Annotated in this window: 23 protein-coding genes and 1 tRNA gene; 6 read left to right on the top strand and 18 right to left on the bottom strand. The window is 48.6% G+C overall.

What is annotated here, in order from left to right; genetic code table 11:
* Positions 1-252, top strand: coding sequence for a YdgH/BhsA/McbA family protein (locus MMW58_RS23350; protein ID WP_133601392.1), 252 nt, complete (start codon positions 1-3; stop codon positions 250-252).
* A 62-nt stretch (positions 253-314) separates the two neighbouring features.
* The gene (locus tag MMW58_RS23345) at positions 315-653 is read left to right on the top strand and encodes a helix-turn-helix domain-containing protein (protein WP_241722212.1); all 339 of its coding nucleotides are present in this window, start codon (positions 315-317) and stop codon (positions 651-653) included.
* A gap of 348 nt (positions 654-1,001) precedes the next feature.
* Here the strand turns inward: MMW58_RS23345 and MMW58_RS23340 are convergent, their stop codons facing one another.
* Positions 1,002-1,469, bottom strand: coding sequence for a DUF2846 domain-containing protein (locus MMW58_RS23340; protein WP_241722211.1), 468 nt, complete (start codon positions 1,467-1,469; stop codon positions 1,002-1,004).
* 268 nt (positions 1,470-1,737) lie between these two features.
* On the opposite strand from MMW58_RS23340, the gene MMW58_RS23335 reads away from it, so the two are divergent.
* The gene (locus MMW58_RS23335; protein ID WP_133601402.1) at positions 1,738-1,956 is read left to right on the top strand and encodes a DUF7661 family protein; all 219 of its coding nucleotides are present in this window, start codon (positions 1,738-1,740) and stop codon (positions 1,954-1,956) included.
* Positions 1,957-2,164: 208 nt separating this feature from the next.
* On the opposite strand, the gene MMW58_RS23330 is transcribed toward MMW58_RS23335, so the two are convergent.
* Positions 2,165-2,455: a hypothetical protein gene (locus MMW58_RS23330; protein ID WP_241722210.1), complete on the bottom strand. Its 291-nt coding sequence runs from the start codon at positions 2,453-2,455 to the stop codon at positions 2,165-2,167.
* Between the two features lie 428 nt (positions 2,456-2,883).
* On the opposite strand from MMW58_RS23330, the gene MMW58_RS23325 reads away from it, so the two are divergent.
* The gene (locus MMW58_RS23325; RefSeq protein WP_241722209.1) at positions 2,884-4,092 is read left to right on the top strand and encodes a site-specific integrase; all 1,209 of its coding nucleotides are present in this window, start codon (positions 2,884-2,886) and stop codon (positions 4,090-4,092) included.
* 45 nt (positions 4,093-4,137) lie between these two features.
* Here the strand turns inward: MMW58_RS23325 and MMW58_RS23320 are convergent, their stop codons facing one another.
* The 9 genes from MMW58_RS23320 to MMW58_RS23280 form a co-directional block, all read right to left on the bottom strand.
* On the bottom strand, positions 4,138-4,512 hold the full coding sequence (locus MMW58_RS23320) for a C2H2-type zinc finger protein (RefSeq protein WP_241722208.1): 375 nt from the start codon (positions 4,510-4,512) through the stop codon (positions 4,138-4,140).
* A 128-nt stretch (positions 4,513-4,640) separates the two neighbouring features.
* Complete coding sequence (locus tag MMW58_RS23315; RefSeq protein WP_241722207.1) at positions 4,641-4,922, bottom strand: hypothetical protein; 282 nt, start codon at positions 4,920-4,922, stop codon at positions 4,641-4,643.
* Positions 4,923-4,987: 65 nt separating this feature from the next.
* Positions 4,988-6,022 (bottom strand): major capsid protein, encoded by a 1,035-nt coding sequence (locus MMW58_RS23310; RefSeq protein WP_241722206.1) that lies wholly within the window; start codon positions 6,020-6,022, stop codon positions 4,988-4,990.
* Positions 6,023-6,047: 25 nt separating this feature from the next.
* A complete protein-coding gene (locus tag MMW58_RS23305; RefSeq protein WP_241722205.1) occupies positions 6,048-6,389 on the bottom strand; it encodes a hypothetical protein in 342 nt (113 codons plus the stop codon).
* 654 nt (positions 6,390-7,043) lie between these two features.
* Positions 7,044-7,403, bottom strand: a complete 360-nt coding sequence (locus MMW58_RS23300; RefSeq protein WP_224931139.1) for a hypothetical protein — start codon at positions 7,401-7,403, stop codon at positions 7,044-7,046.
* Between the two features lie 105 nt (positions 7,404-7,508).
* Entirely contained in the window at positions 7,509-8,033 is a 525-nt protein-coding gene (locus MMW58_RS23295; protein ID WP_241722204.1) for a hypothetical protein, read from the bottom strand.
* 6 nt (positions 8,034-8,039) lie between these two features.
* Positions 8,040-8,876 (bottom strand): DUF6945 domain-containing protein, encoded by an 837-nt coding sequence (locus MMW58_RS23290; RefSeq protein WP_241722203.1) that lies wholly within the window; start codon positions 8,874-8,876, stop codon positions 8,040-8,042.
* Positions 8,839-9,039: a hypothetical protein gene (locus MMW58_RS23285; protein ID WP_241722202.1), complete on the bottom strand. Its 201-nt coding sequence runs from the start codon at positions 9,037-9,039 to the stop codon at positions 8,839-8,841. Before MMW58_RS23285 ends, MMW58_RS23290 begins: the two co-directional genes overlap by 38 nt.
* 179 nt (positions 9,040-9,218) lie before the next feature.
* Positions 9,219-9,638 carry a hypothetical protein gene (locus tag MMW58_RS23280; protein ID WP_241722201.1) on the bottom strand — a complete coding sequence of 140 codons (420 nt, stop codon included), beginning with the start codon at positions 9,636-9,638 and terminating at the stop codon, positions 9,219-9,221.
* Positions 9,639-10,595: 957 nt separating this feature from the next.
* On the opposite strand from MMW58_RS23280, the gene MMW58_RS23275 reads away from it, so the two are divergent.
* The gene (locus tag MMW58_RS23275; protein ID WP_241722200.1) at positions 10,596-10,781 is read left to right on the top strand and encodes a hypothetical protein; all 186 of its coding nucleotides are present in this window, start codon (positions 10,596-10,598) and stop codon (positions 10,779-10,781) included.
* A 229-nt stretch (positions 10,782-11,010) separates the two neighbouring features.
* Here the strand turns inward: MMW58_RS23275 and MMW58_RS23270 are convergent, their stop codons facing one another.
* The 4 genes from MMW58_RS23270 to MMW58_RS23255 all read right to left on the bottom strand — a co-directional run bounded on the left by MMW58_RS23270 (position 11,011) and on the right by MMW58_RS23255 (position 13,441).
* On the bottom strand, positions 11,011-11,571 hold the full coding sequence (locus tag MMW58_RS23270) for a recombinase family protein (protein ID WP_241722199.1): 561 nt from the start codon (positions 11,569-11,571) through the stop codon (positions 11,011-11,013).
* Between the two features lie 498 nt (positions 11,572-12,069).
* Positions 12,070-12,747, bottom strand: coding sequence for a DNA N-6-adenine-methyltransferase (locus tag MMW58_RS23265; RefSeq protein WP_241722198.1), 678 nt, complete (start codon positions 12,745-12,747; stop codon positions 12,070-12,072).
* Positions 12,747-13,217, bottom strand: coding sequence for a hypothetical protein (locus tag MMW58_RS23260; protein WP_128879198.1), 471 nt, complete (start codon positions 13,215-13,217; stop codon positions 12,747-12,749). The genes MMW58_RS23265 and MMW58_RS23260 overlap by 1 nt, the downstream gene beginning before the upstream one ends.
* Positions 13,214-13,441: a hypothetical protein gene (locus MMW58_RS23255; protein WP_241722197.1), complete on the bottom strand. Its 228-nt coding sequence runs from the start codon at positions 13,439-13,441 to the stop codon at positions 13,214-13,216. The genes MMW58_RS23260 and MMW58_RS23255 overlap by 4 nt, the downstream gene beginning before the upstream one ends.
* Positions 13,442-13,600: 159 nt before the next feature.
* Between MMW58_RS23255 and MMW58_RS23250 the strand changes: the two genes are divergently transcribed.
* Complete coding sequence (locus tag MMW58_RS23250; RefSeq protein WP_241722196.1) at positions 13,601-14,389, top strand: hypothetical protein; 789 nt, start codon at positions 13,601-13,603, stop codon at positions 14,387-14,389.
* A gap of 88 nt (positions 14,390-14,477) precedes the next feature.
* Here the strand turns inward: MMW58_RS23250 and MMW58_RS23245 are convergent, their stop codons facing one another.
* From MMW58_RS23245 to MMW58_RS23235, 3 genes are all read right to left on the bottom strand, one after another.
* Positions 14,478-14,630, bottom strand: a complete 153-nt coding sequence (locus MMW58_RS23245) for a hypothetical protein (RefSeq protein ID WP_167879611.1) — start codon at positions 14,628-14,630, stop codon at positions 14,478-14,480.
* Positions 14,631-14,926: 296 nt separating this feature from the next.
* Positions 14,927-15,085 (bottom strand): hypothetical protein, encoded by a 159-nt coding sequence (locus MMW58_RS23240; protein WP_241722195.1) that lies wholly within the window; start codon positions 15,083-15,085, stop codon positions 14,927-14,929.
* Positions 15,086-15,285: 200 nt separating this feature from the next.
* Positions 15,286-15,358, bottom strand: a tRNA-Thr gene (locus MMW58_RS23235).
* Between the last annotated feature and the right edge of the window lie 297 nt (positions 15,359-15,655).

Below are 15,655 nucleotides of genomic sequence, written 5' to 3'. Positions count from 1 at the left end.
ATGAAAACACTGCTTATTACCACATTACTCATGGGATTCATTTCAGTAAATGCCGCATCTGCCGCGCAGGAAATAAACCATGCCGACGGCAAGGAGAAAATTGGCGTAGTTTCGGCCAGCAACGCCTATACGCTGGATGACTTATCGAATGCGCTTTCTCGCAAGGCAGATGAGCAGGGGGCAACGTCGTTCAAAATCCTGTCAACAACAGGAAATAATCGGCTGCACGGCGTAGCAGAAATCTACAAATAGATCATATGTATCCTGAGAAGGATGATGTCATATCATAACCCTTGCATAATGAGCGTCTATTTATGTTCAAAACAGAAGACATCATCGATGAGATAAGCCAATGGATTGATTCAAACTTACATAAACCGCTGAGGATCGAGGATGTTGCTGCGCGGGCGGGCTACTCTAAGTGGCATCTTCAGCGGGTATTTTTCCAGGTTAAACGCATTAGCCTTGGCAAGTATATTCGCGATCGGCGCCTCTCCCGCGCGGCAAAAGACCTTGTAGAGACCAACGACACGATAATGGAAATCGCCTTTAAGTATGGTTTTGATTCTCAACAGACCTTTACCCGAGTTTTTTCAAATAACTATAGCTTGCCGCCGCTCAGGTACCGGAAGCTTAATAGCGTCACGGATTAATCTTCCTTCTTATCAACGATATTCTTCCGGCGCTGCTTCAATTAATTATTTAAGCGCGCGTAATAACCATACCCCGGTTTAAGATAAAACCGCCAGGATATTATTGTTAAATTTCTCGTTCAGTCCGCTACGTTCTCCGTCTATTACGTTCTCATCGCCTTTTTAAACGAATTGGTTATTTTGTATATCCAGTTCCCGCTGGCCTGAGATAAAGACAGATATCCTGTTACCAGGAGCCGAGGATCTTATTTATGCCACTCAGGGCAGATTGACGCACCCTGATGATGATTACGCCGGCATCCAGCCGCCGATAGGGGCTGGATGTCAGCAGCATACAATCGTCGCCGATTAGTTATCGCACTTACCCGGTACCGCTAGCTTAACTTCCGGTTTGGAAACGACGCGCATACCTTCGCTTTCAGGAACCTGTTCCAGCCCGGCTCCGCCGACGAAAACGCCCATTTTAATGTACTGGCGAACAAAGTAGTTCTTGCCCGGGGCGATGTTGAGCGTCAGGTTATTTGGTGAGAACTCAGATTCTGTCCCCAGCGTATGCGGCTGGCTGGCCGATATTTGCTGATAGAAAAAGACCCTGTCGGCGGTCTCTCCGAGGCAGCGCCCATCCAGATAAACGTCTTTTTTTAGCGCTTTTCCGACAAAGCTGTCCCTGTACACGTAGAGACCGGCCTTACCGCTTTCCGGCGCGGGGAATGATTTAGCCGTCGCATTTTCAGCATTGCTGGCTAAAGGGACCGAGGCGCAGCCGCCAAGAAGAGCTGAAGAAAGAATTACCGCCGCGAAGATTATTTTATTCATTGAATTCTCAGAGGGTTAAAGAAATTGGGATCAGAATAATCCTGTTTTTAAAGTGTGTCACCTCTGAAATATGGTGTAACAAAGTGTGATTTCAGGGTGGAGTAGCGGATAAAAAATGGACGGATGTCAGGGAATAGGCAGGGGCGCATTGAGGCGTGGCTGCGGCTTATTGCCGTTCAACTCGATAAAACGAACGTCTTCGTTTTGCATGGGGATTCAGCTAAAGTAGGAGCAGAAAGGATCAACGCGGGGCTAAAAGAAGGTAATGATGCTGATTTATGACGTATTTGGCCGACATATAGGGGTTCAGCGCGAAGGTGAACGCTGGCTGGTATTTCGTGCTGACCTGACGGAGCGAAAGTTTTCCCGCCTGTATGAGGTTATTATTCCCGACGATCTTACCGAAACCGAGATTCCCGGCTGGCTGGATGATATTTTTCACGAGGCGGCAACGGAAAAGCATCCCAACGTGAGGCGGATTGAATAATAAAGGCGGCTTTGCCATAACAATCCTGCCATCCCTGGAAAGGGCAAAAAGGCAGCTTTAACGTTAAAAAAAGCAAATAGACGTAGCGGTGTCTGAATGATTTTTGAGGGAGGAGGGGAGAGGGGAGATAACAGAAAACTAACCTACGGCCTTCACGGATATGTTGCGATACCAATGAGGGCCGGGAGTAGCCGATGTTACGCTGGTTTTAGGCAAATTTTTTCATCAGTAATTTTCGCGTCGCATCTCTTAAATCATCGTTCACCCGATTGGATGCAATAATCACCCTTAATGCTTCTTCACTTGCCCCTGCGGCAATAATTGCCCTCGCTTTACTGGTGCGGCTCCCACCGCTTTTTTCCGTGTACCCTTCCTGGGCATGCAGCAGTTCAATAAGGTCCGCGCGTGAAACAGCTGCGCTGGCAAACCTGTCGTAATACGTCACAAAGCACCCCATACCAATCGCTTTAAGGTAGGCGCGTAATTTTTCGTCGTCCATTGAGAAGCCCTTACCGGAAGATTTGCGGGAATTGTAGCTCCTCGAAGGCCATTTTAACCAGGGGGAAACTGAATGGGAGGCTGTATGACCACAGCCAGCTTGCTGGAGCTGGCTGGGCGAGCCTTAGGACAATAGCGGCCATAAAGCTGCGGCTGGGATACCCGCCGTCGAGAGATTGCATCATCAGCCAGGTCGCTATGGGGGGATTTATCGATTCTTATAGGTCAATGAAAGACGGGTTTTAAGTTTTATTTATTGATTTTAAATGATTTTTTTATGGTGCCGATAATAGGAGTCGAACCTACGACCTTCTATTCCAACGACTGGCTGCGCAAGTCATTGATTCTTCGAATCGAATGCGCTGTCACTGATAATCGGTACTAACACAACCAGTAGTAGTTGCCCCTGAATCTTAGATCGGGGTGAACATGAAATACAAGCCGAATGCGTACTTAGTCAGAGAAAGATCATCGTGTTATGCGGTTAAGGTATCTTTGCCGCTTTATATGCGTTCCCTGTTTGGGAATCGAACAGCGTTCATGCGTTCAACTGGCACGACAGATATCAGAGAAGCCCGTGTCATTCGTGACCGGATAATGTATGAGTTTTTCACCATCCGTGATCGGCTGAGACCAAAACCGCAGGGAGGTTATGTTGATCGCGTTCTGAACGAACTACGCCAGGTTGACCAATACGTCACCCAAAATGCGGGGATCGACTTCGCCACTGCTCGTGTGTGTCCTTCCCTTATCCAACTGCGGGATGAATTCATTGTCCAACACAGTGACAGGCGCAAGCTGTCTACTCTGAGCAAGTACATCAAGGCCGTGGAGGTGTTCACGGCACATTTCAGGTGCAAAGATTTCCGCCTGCACGAGATCAATAGAACGATGGTGACTGACTGGCTCGACAACGCCAAACTTGAACGGGCGACACAGACACTGGCAAATTATTTGGGCTGCTTGTCTCAACTGGTGGCGCTGGCCCAGAACCGCTACCACGACGCGCCAAAGGAGAACGTCTTCACGGCTCATAAACTGGATGTGCGACATGATCGCGAGAGTTACGAACCATTCAGCGGTGATGAACTGTCTCGGGTTGTGGGACTGCTTGATCAGGAAATGAAGGCCGTCGCGTTGGTGGGGATGTATACCGGGATGCGGCTTAATGAAATCTGTTCGCTACAGATCGACAATATCAAAACGGTAGAGGGGGTTTGGTGTTTCGAGGTGACGGAGGGCAAAACGCGCAATGCGGCCCGGCAGGTTCCCATTCGTAGCAAGTTACGGACTCTCGTTAAACAGCTTATCCAGAACAATCACAGCGGTTTCCTGTTCTACCATGCCAGCATAACTGAACGTGCCGACGGCAAGCGCTCTACCTGGCACACACAGCGTTTCACACGGGCTAAACGTAAGGCTTTGGGAGAGGAAGGGACTGAACGGAAGGTATTCCACAGCCTGCGGGGGATGTTCATCAGCCAGCTTGATCGTGGCGGCGTTCCAGAAGACAGGATCGCGCTGATAGTAGGTCACGAGAGAGGAAAAACTGAATCATTCCGCACCTACAGCCAAGGGGCCAGCATGAAGGAGCTTTCTGGTTATGTCGAGTTGGTAAGTTACGAATTTCACCCTTAGAGCTACATTGCCGCCATTAAGATGGCGGCAAACTAAGGTGACAACTTACCCGTCGTATCGTCCCCATTTCGCGATACCAGCGCGAGCCTCAACTTCTCCTTCGCGGCTAACCAAAGAGTCAGCGAAAGCCAAGTGTGCATTCATGTAAGCATCGAAATCTTTTGTAGGAACACCGTTTTGAAGAGCACGGCTCCACCATGAGTAAACGACAACCAATTTTCCAAGCTCTGGATCTTCATTCTTGAGCCGCTCAATACCACCATCATTATGAGCAACAGCCCAACCGAAAGCCTTAGAAAAATCGCGGACTTTGCGTGGCTGCACACCTGAGGCCAACTTTTTATGCTCTTCTGCGTGAATCTTTTGATCACCCGGCTCATCAGGAACATACGTTAATCCACAGATTCTACATGTAGTCATGTCACTATCCTTTTTAAGTTTGATCATTACACCCAGAGGGTAAAACGATTACATGATTTGGGGAGTTTATCCAGATCGGAATAGAACAACAGGCATAAAAAAACCGGGCAGGTTTACCCTGTCCGGCCTTAGTGTTTGGCATTGCTATCGCCTGCTTTGCAGGCTGCTAAAAACGCGGCTGCATCTTTCTCTGACAATGTGGCGAGCACATCCCGCTGCTTCTTGAGCGCTGCATAATGCAAAATCGCCTGTTCGAGTCCAGATGTCGCTACCTTGCTGAGGAAGGTCGAGCGCTTAACGCCCAGCTTGCGGCAAAGGCCGCTGATATTTAAAATTCCTGCATCATCAAGCGTCTTAACGCTGACGCTCAGAAGCCTGGTTTGGGCCACGCCCATAATGTCGATCTTCATATATTTACCTCTCCAAGTGAACAAAGAGGACGGCAATCACCGCCCAACTTCTTTACCTCGCCTGATTACGACGCATCGTTGGTGATAGCCGTACAAAGGTCAGGGCGGAAGGCCACAGGCAGCAGGCTGAACTCACTGGACAGCGTAATATTCTTATACGCATCGGTGTTGGAGTAGATTCGGAAATCCACCACGTCAGCGAAGGCAAGCTCCAGATTGCGGCTGGTTGGCCCGACAATGTTTGTCCAAGCTCCAGACTGACCACTCAGAGGTTTATCAAACACTGGCACCAGATAGCCCTGATCCGCGCCCACACCGTAAAAATCGGTATCGCTCATCTCAACCACTGTGACGGAATCCAGCACGAAATAACTGAACGCCGGGTTAATCTCGCGGTTGAAAACCAGACCCTGAGGATCAAGCACACCATACTGTACGAGCTGGCGCACGCTTGGATTGAATCGCAGCTTTTTGAACAGGTTGGAACCCGCAAACAGGTAAATGCCTTTGAGCTGAGAGGCCAGGCCACCCGCACGGCGCTTCATTTTGCTAACTTCATCAGATAGCGACTCTAAAGGATCAGCAGCAACACCTGTGTAAATTGTTCCGGTGCTCTGTTCAATGCCGAACTCATCAGACCAATCGAGGATCGGGCCGTCCTGGGTATACTGCATATCGATCACGCGGTGGCGAAATAATGCCTCAGCAAATGCCTTCTCTTTTGTGGCGGCGAAGCGCTCGTAATGAGCCAGCCCCTTTGCGGTCACAGCATCCAGCACGCTGGCTTGTAGAGGAGATCCGATTTTACGGTATGGTTGCACGTCTGCTGCCGTGATCACATCCTGAGTAGGAAATAATGGCAGTTCAATCAAATGGTTAGATGCATTAGGCTTCGGCGTGCTGCCCCACTGAGAGCCGAAACGCATACCCGCAGGTGCCACGGTGTCCCCCATCTGGGCCAGAATATCCACGCTGGTCTTAAACTGGTCGGTGGTATCTCGCTGGAAAATCCCAAGATTGGTCAGGATGCGGTTACGTGTCGGGATATTGGTAAATGACGCAGAATAATCTACGTATTCGAAATTGGAAGAAAGAGCCATAGTTTTGATGTCCTTATCAGTGGGGTTATTTGTCAGCCAGTGCAACACGAATGTTGCCGTTAGCAGTCAGTGCAGCAATAGCAGCAGCGCCAGCAGTCTCACCCATAACGGCAATCACTGTTTCAGCACGGATGTAAACGCCACGGTCAGCTACGATGATGTTTGCATCAGAACCGGCGCGATGATGACTTAGAACCAGCAGAGCATCAGAGCCGGAGGTATACGCGGTGCCATCAGACTTGATGACAGAACCCGGCTGAACCTCGACGGCGAGGGTTGGAATATTCACGACACAACGATCAAAATTGCCGTCTGCGTGGTACGTAATCACGTCGTTATACGTGCGTTGGGTTTCACCCATTTTCATAATGTCACTCCATAAAGTTTTGTTGTCGGCCTACAGGCCGCATGGTTTCTGTGTTCGTCAAATCTGACGATATGCAGGTGAAAAAGAGGCCGCACGGTGGCGACCTTCTTTTATTTGGTAGTTCTGTATCAGCCCAGACGGGAGATTATTCAGCCCGGATTCAACGGTTTAACGCGGCGGCGTTAACGGCAATTCGTGCCGCTGTATCATTTCAGAAAAAAGCAAGGCGGCAGGAGATACCACCCCGGAGGACAATAGACAGGTACGCGTTGTGCGTTGTTATTGTTATTTTTCTGAGAGAGAAAGGAGGAGCGGCAACGGCGGCAGGAGACCAATCGCACCGCCGTGCGCTCGATGCCGTTTTATGTCCGGCAGACAACCCGAGGAGGGGCAAACCCATATCGTGGTTGGCGTACCACAACAGGAGAATAAATGGCGCTGGGAAGTGATGAGGCTGCATACTCATACATTATCGAAGGCCAGCGCCTGAGAGGAGATTAAATGCGACAATTGGCAGTAGTACGCAGTAGACTCTTTCGAATCCATTAATCACCCTATGTTAGTATTTTACCATACATCGCCAGATTTCACAACAAAAATGACGATTGCTTATTGACTTTAAGTTCATATTGTGAATTAAAAGAGATTCTACCTTCAATCATTCGTCCCTTTAATCGGTGTTGATTCGATAATGTGCGAATAACGTTCAGGGTCTGAGGCGACCACCTGTCGGCATTTCTCCCGCGCTAAGCGGAGCATTTCCGGATCAATCTCGTGGGCCTGGAAACCACCTGCCCCAGCACCCAGACTCTTTTTGATCCTTGCGGTTTTCTGCTTGCTGTCTCTCACTGGCGCTGGCTTCGCAGACGGTTTCCAGTCCGGGTTAGACTCAAGAAAACGACCAACGGCGGCGCAGACTGCTTCCTGGCGCTGGGCGTCCTCTATCTCTTCGACCGTCCTTCCTTGAAGCACGGCGGCAATGCCGTCTCTGACTTTTTGCAATGTTGTTTTCATTCTTATGATTCCTGTACAGGGCCAGCCCATCACAGGCGCAGCGATACGCCAGCCACGTAACGGGCAGGTAGGGTAAGATTTCTAAGAGGTTCAATTATGGAACTATCAGGCTTTAGCTGTCGTGCCTGCGGCTTTTCTAACGCGTCTCACCGGGTTAATCTGGATCGGTTTAAAACGGCTTGATGCCTTCCGCTCACAGACTTTCCGATACTCCTCATAGAGCGGGTCATCTGCTGGCGGCAGACGTGAATTGATCGCGGATTCAGCAACGCCATTCTGTCGGAGAGACATCACCACCCAGTACAGCGACAATCCCAGCGCCGCTGTGATATCGGCGAGCGGTGCACCTTCATTGAATGAGGTCAGCGCCAAACGGGCATTGGTGTGTTCGTTCTGTTTGGCAAATCGCCTGCATTTTGCGTTATATGAGTTTTCAAATAATTCCATAACACGATCCAGCGGCAAACGCAGCAGCAGCGAGACACGTTGCGGGGAGTAGCCTGCAATGAGGAGGATTTTGCATTTCCGCATAACATCCAAATTTCGCGCGCGGTTTTTAAACAGGCGGGTTAAATCGGGTAGGTCGGGGAGTGGTTCGGCGCTTACGCCGTTGCGGTCATCATTAGTCATTATTCCTCAGCATAGCGATAACGGTTTATAGCATTCGTCGATCTCAGTGGGCGGAGTCACTTCGACTTTTTCCCACACTAAACGGCAGGCATGATGCCAGTCAGTCGCGCCAGCAGTGAGCGCCCATTTATAGGCGTTCTCAGACAGGCGATTCTTAATAAAGGTGTCACCCTGCCAGGGGAATGGCCTCTGCTGACTCACCTCATGATTACCAGCGGCGCGATCATCGCTGCTGCCGTCATCGTCAGATGCCATGCCAGATTGCTGTTCAGAATCATCCGGGGCAGGCTCAGGGGCAAGGTTAACACTCGGATCAGCGGTTGCTGCCTGCTCTGCCTGTAGTTCTGCCTGCTCATGACCATTTCCATCTCTCTGTTTATCCTCGGATTTTTGTTTCGTTTTCCCTCGTGGCTTTTTCTTCTCCAACGAGCGGATCAACATTCCCTCAGCCAGTAGTCCACCGCTGATTGATGCTGAACCGTAGAAAAGTAAGTTGTCCGCGATCTCCTCCAGGGGAATCACTGTGTGGTAATAGCGATCATAGCCGCGCTCATCCTTCCCCCGCTTGTCTGAAATAACCAGCCCGATAGCGTTTAACACGTCCAGCCATTTTTTAACTGTCCGGCGATCAGTATTCTGAAATTTCAGTCCCATGCTCTCCATCGACTCGAAGAACTCCAAGTCCTTTGCGGAGTAGCTCGTGTATTGATCACGCATGTAGCCGTAGAAGCTGGCGACTTCGATGCGGTTTTTTATCTCCTCCCCGGTATCACGGCGCACAACGTGCGTTGCATACTGGAGGCGTTTAAAAACCGTGATGTATTTTTCTGTCTCTGTGGTCACTATTCCCTCGCTGGTTATCTGTTTGGTTATCTGAATCTGTCTTTTCAATGATCTTTGCTGCTATTTGAAGCAGTTCACTGCACATTTTCGCCATTGGCATGTCGCGGCGGTTCGCTTCTCTCAGCAACGTTCGGTACGTCTCATCCGGGAATGAGATATTCATGTTCAAGTCTCCTGTTATTTCCATAGGACGGAAGATTGCGTTTTTATCTCTCGCGCCTGTAGCTGTTTCGCCATATTCCGGCACATCGTCGAGATTAGGCCAGCGATGGGAACGTTACGCGCAGCGGCGTATTGGCGGAGGATTTCTAATGTCTCATCATCGAGGTGAATTTTCATGGCTCAGCCCGTCGTTGCCATATCCGGGACTGGTTCACCCGTCAGCTTCTCCAGCTCGCCAGCCGCCTCAACCATTTTCAACAGCAGCACCTGATCATTCATCAGGCCGATGCCCTGCTTCGCGTAGAACAGACGCCACGCGGTGAGCACGGGCTGGATGATTTCGATCACGTCGCGGCCTTTTGCTAATTCAGCGCTGTAGGGTTTCAGAGTCGTGCGGACAGTGCGTGACGCACGGGCATTACGTTTCAGGCGGAGCTTATGCTCCTTGAGCAGTTCGAGCGCTTTAGACGTGTTCCGCTTGTTGGTTCCGACACGATTGATGAATCCGTATAGCGCGGTTTGCGTTGTCTCACCGTGAATGATCGCGTTGAAAATTTTCTCAGCATTTTCCACACCGAAGTCGATTTTTGCTTTCTTCAATTTATTCCTCCATGTAGTTGATTTTATGGCGGTTGATTATGTTCACGTCGCCTCATTGTTATAGATATTACCATCATAAGTTAAAAATTGCAATGATTAACTTTTTGTATTTATACAGAAGTCAATAATAATTTTGTAAATTGCGTAGTGACTCGGAAACCAGTCATCAGACGCAAGCGCCATGAAACGCTCTGTATCGCGTCTTGCTGCGTTATAGCGTTGATGTAGTAATCGGCATTACCAAGAGTGTTTAAATCGCTCCACGGGCTTCCTGTGAAGTCTGTGGCGGATTGGCATGGTATTTGCTTAATGATGTTTGCTTATTATGCCCCGGCCCACACTCTCGCCGCCCCCATTGACTCTGCGGGTTACACTCCTCGTGACAATGTGTCCAAATTACTGCGCGGGCTGTCGCCCTTGCTGCCCAAAAGGTGGCGGGCCTCTCCCGGTCAGGGAGAGATTAGCCGGACACCGCATGGGCGATGCATATCGCGGAGCGTGGAGCGTCTGCGACTGAACAGAGAGACCTACACAACTGGCTACAGCCAGACACAAAAAGAAGGTTTCTTCTTTATATGATTAAGGTACAAAGTTTGTACATGACTGGGTTTTAGATCTTATTCTTGATTTCACTTGTTTACTGATTAGTGTACAAACTTTGCTAAAAGCCATGTACAAACTTTGCTAACGGGTGTTCCTGGGTCGCCAACGACCACTTACCTTTCCTCAGTGGTGGATTCCATTAGTAAAGATCCTTAACCAATGGATGTGGAAATTACCGGAGACAACATGATGTCCCCCCCCCCGGTGGGGATCATCACATCTATTCTAAGATATCAACCACCAATTAATAGAATTATTCTATTAATAAATATCAATTAATAGCCATTAAATACCAATAATTTCCACACTTCAGGGAAAATCTGTGCTAATAGCGCGCGAGGATGTGAGCAAGTTATGACCTTCGCTATGGTGGAAATCATACAACGGTATGACCTGAGCGCCACGGCTGGCGCGGGTTCGTCAATTCTGTCTGTCGATATTGCAGGCTCGCCTGTTCATCGCGGTGCTAAACCGAATCCATTAACAGCACCCAATTTCGTTGAAAAAAAAATTCCTTCGCCAAAAAACCAGAAAAGATGAGAATCGCCTCGGTTTTCAGCCCGATTTTCAGGCTCACGGGACGCGCTCTGGAGGGCGCTTCGCTTGTGATAATCCTGATTCAGGTCGCGACGGTAAACGCCGCTAAGGGCTTCTGATGAAGCGTGGAAGGCATTACCGGATGGTGGAGGCTCGGAGAATTTCAGGCAATAAAAAACCCCGCCGGAGCGAGGTCAGAGAGACAAGGTGAAATACGGTATGCCTGGAAGGCTTACACCGCTGGCCTTAAACGGTAGAAGGTAGCCTTGCTGATAGACAATTCAGCCATCACCTCCTTAGGAGTCATGCCTTTTTCAAGCAGTAATTGCACATCCTCGACGGTTGCCTTATTAGGCCTACCGCAATGGACGCCATCATTCTGAGCACGTTTAATGCCAGCGGTTCTACGCTCTGCGATCAAATCCTTTTCCAGTGAAGCCAGTCCAGCCATCATGGTGAGCATCGCTTTACCCACTGCCGTTGACAGGTCAAACCCTTCGCGCAGACTGATAATCTTCGCGCCTTTGGCCTGGAGCGCCTCAACAGTAGAGAGCACATCGATGGTGTTACGGCCTAAGCGGTCTATACCAACCACAATCAATGTATCACCTTCGCGAATGTAAGCCAGAAGGTCACCGAACCCTTTACGCTCTGCCGCCTTCACACTGCCACTTGTGGCTTCATCGCAGTACCACTTGCTAACCTGGTAACCAGCCTCAGCGATCTGTTGCTTCTGGTTCTCTACCGTCTGCTCGTTGGTAGACACACGCACATATCCAATGATTGATGTCACAATCAATTCCCTGTCTCAAAAGTAAGTCTCATTAATATAGTAGTCTCAAAAATAAAAATCAATCTTTTAAGACATTCTTAGGGCGCATTCTTCCGTTAAGTAAAATCGTCTCAAAAGGAAGTCCTTTTAAGACTGCATGGTAAAGGTTATGCAGCCAGTCTGATGAACCAAGCGGCCAAGAACCGTGAGAGGTCTCGATGTCCCTGATACGAAGATATTTTGAAATTTCTGTTGACTTTTCCCGGGGAGTGTGAGTGTCCGTCAGGCAGATCAGTTGATGTGTAGGGGTATTTTTCCGCGATGGCTGGGGCTGTCCGTCTAACAGTGCGCTCTGGGAACCAACGATATTTGCCAGCCCTTTCACACTGGAAGCACCCCGCGTTGCGATTTCGCGCCGGGGGCGAAGGGTAACAGTGCAGATTAACGCGGCATGAGTGGCAGAAATGCGGTGCGTTTGATGTGCAGAACGCGCCATAATCACGGGGGATTAAGGCGCAATCAAGCCAACCTTTGTGCAATCCTCTGGACTGTCCGCAATGGTACTTTCAGCCGTTCGGCAATCTCTTTTGGCGTTGCCCGTTTACGTTCATAGAGGTCGATAACCTGATCCAACATTTCCGCATCATAGATTGTCGGCCTGCCCGGAACGCTACCCCGGTTGATGACGTGCAACAACAATCCAGTGTCAGCACAATTGACGGTCTGCCTGATCTCCCCCTTGCGTGGAACGCTTCGGAAGATGACAACACAGCAGGCCATAGGAGCACGGTTATTAAATCTCTTTTGCTTAGTACCAAGCGCAGCTTTGAACCGCACATTACGAGACAGGAAACGGATTTCGTGAGCATTCGGGTTCATCAGAATGAGTCTAAGCCACCATTTGGCCTGTGTTCTCACTGGGATCAGAAAGCAGGTCACCACCGCTTTGTGAGCATGTTCAATGAATGATGGGATCTGGCTGTATGGTGGGTTGCACCATATGGACGATTCAGCACACCAATCTTGCTTCAATGCGTCTTCTGCCTCAGTCCAGAATCTGGGGCATAATGCATTCTCAGCACTTGCCGCTGCATCCAGAGTAAAGCTAAATTCTTTATTCAAGCCACGGAACAATGACCAGGGCGATTGCCAGTTGTCATTACCTCCGCGACTCTTGCCTATGGATAAATGATGCATCAACGTCTGGAATCTTTCAGGATTACGGAAAGCAGCCACCACCAACGGCGACGCAGCCAACTAACATCACTGAATAGCTTCCCGTCCGATGTCTTCACATACACACCACCACGATGATGTACCTTGTTATGGTATGCCTTATTGATGAATGGCACTTTCAGGATCATTTCATCACGGGCTTTCAATCGCCGCGGCAACATCGGGCTGATCATATATTCATCACAATGTTCGTTCGAACTATCGCTGAGGTGCCCGCTGGCTGTAACTACACCAGCCGAGCTTAACGTCACGTCGTGAGCGCTCTTGTTATAAACACTAATCCGATCTTCGTACTGGTCACATCCTAAAGACAGCTCCAGTGAAGTCTTCGATTTCAAAAGTTGGTGCAAAGGAAAAACAATTGCAGCCAATGCTGCAATTAATCCGACAAACAAAGTCCCATTGTCAGTATCCGATAACCAATTTATCAAAGTTCCATCCCCTGAGAGCTAAGATAATCAGCAATACTTTGACGCTGCGAGTAAGTCAATTGGAAGTAGGAATCGAGTACGCCTACGACTTGTACGGCATTATCCGCATGAACAGAACCAGGGGCATCAGGAGGAAGCGAACCAGCGAGGATGATTGTAAAATAGCCCGAAGATATGGATAACCTAAGGAAGCAACCAGGTATGAATTCGTAACGTTCACTCATAACCACCTCATTTCATGGACATTTCTCTCAAAGAACACATTACAAATTTTACCCTCCCACCGCATTTCAGATTAAATGAAAATCTCATCGCAGTATTACAAGGGTTTAGGTATTGTAGAATGTAGAATAATACTAAATTTTGTTCAATCGGAGAAAAATATGGCCTCAGATCATTTTGTGACATTCTGGCTATCCAAGAGTGATCTTCCGTATTTTATTGAACCACACGAATTTTATGTTTCAGAAGCAAGACGTAGGCTTTTATCGCAGTTCGAGGATTTGGATAAAGAAGCGGAAAAAAGAGAAGAACAATTCCTCGAGTCATCCGCTGAACATTTTAACCCTGATTATGATGATCCGATGGCGGCTTATGAGCAAGCATATCAAGAAGGGGTCAGCTATGTATGGTCTCTGATGGAGATGCAAAACTCCGTATTGTTGGCTGTAACAGCTGGCATGTATCACCAGTTTGATAAAAGGCTGCGAGAACATACTATAAAAGAGTTAAGTCATTGGTGTGAAAGAGATATCATTACTCCTCTGATTTGGGGTTTCACATTCAATCAAATGATTCAGTTCCTTGAATGGATTGGACTCAGAATCAACGGAACAGAATATGGTGAAAAGATCAAAGCCTGTAATTTGCTCGTGAATGTTTACAAGCATGGTGATGGAGAGTCTCATCAAACCTTATCATTAGCTCATCCAGAGTATTATCCTCATCCTACAGGACTTCGAGGTATTCAGAATGTACCGAACCATGATGATCTCCAGATCACAGAAAAGCAATTTGTCGAGTTTGCCGACGCAATAACAGCATTTTGGAAAGCAGTCCCAGAATATTGTTATTCGTCTGATCTCACTGATGAGCCAGAGTGGCTAAATCCGTTGGTAAAAAGAGTCAAAAATAAGAATGAAAAAAGAAATACCGATCATAAAACACCATGACGGTTACTCAGGCCAACGCAGCCTGAATTTTCATCAGCTATAACGACCAGCATAGGTCCATGATCTGCCTCTTTATGGTTCATAGCAATCAGATAAATTTCCTGGCCTCTGCGACCATCTTTAACTCAGCCTCCTCGGCCTTCTTCCGTTCAAGCCAGGCTTTACCTTCCGGTGTTGCCAGAAACTTACGAGCGTGAATTTTACGGTTGTTGCGTTTGGTTGCTGCTGCATTCTTCACCATGATTGCCTCCATATCGGCCCGCCGTAGGGCCACAAAGGCAGGCTATAAAAAAGCTCACTGAGAAGTAAACCTGCAAAATGTCACTGAAAACGGGTTCGACACCCAATAAGTGACCATTACGTGCCGTGTTGGGCACATAAGGAAAGGCGGAGCGTAGCGACTTCCGCAGTAGATATGATCCCTTCACAGAGATGATGACGCCTTGTCATGGCTTCTTATCAGGTAGCCGTTGTGATCCGGTGGCTGAAACCGTGGCAGAGCCGGATTCTTTCCCGATCCGGTTAGTCTTCCCAACATTACGCCTGTTTATTCGCTGCAACGTCATCTCGATGTGTTGCATCATGGAACGCCGCACGAAGCGCGAGCCACATTGACAAGGGTTCTGGGAAAGGATTAGAGACGCTGGCAACGTCATCGGCTTCAAGTTGTTGGCGGAACGAGTAGAGCAGCGACATAAATTAAGCCGTCAGTGCTGACTGTTCACGCTTTGTACGTGTTTGAGCCTGGAAACGACACGCCGCTATGAGTTAACATCCCAATTGCCACTATTAACCACAGCGGCAACTGTTACTGACAGAATCCCTGATAAAAAGATCGTACATTGAGAGATAAAATCTCTTCAAGTGATTGATTTATAAGGATTTTGATGTGTGAGTGCCGATAATAGGAGTCGAACCTACGACCTTCGCATTACGAATGCGCTGCTCTACCAACTGAGCTATATCGGCCCTGAAGAGGACGCGTTCACTGGGGTGAACTACGGGGTAAAAGGTTAAAACTAAGTGGGTGATGCGTCAATGGCCTCCGGTATTGAATGACTATTTTTGCATCAAACATGCGGTGTTAAGTACTAATGGCCATGTTTTCCGGGATCCAACCCCTGACATTGCCCGGGGCGCAGAGGACGATCTGCTTATTGAAATGGCCCTTGAGCACAACCAGACTACTCTGTAAGCCGCGGATTAGTGAAAAAACGCGAACTGCATATTACCGAGGCGATTGGCGAACCTTAGTAGTTGTAAGCT

Source organism: Klebsiella sp. HC6 (assembly GCF_022605325.1).
Lineage (GTDB): Bacteria > Pseudomonadota > Gammaproteobacteria > Enterobacterales > Enterobacteriaceae > Klebsiella > Klebsiella terrigena.
Note: the sequence above shows the minus strand (reverse complement) of the source record. Positions and strands in the feature narration are given on the sequence as shown.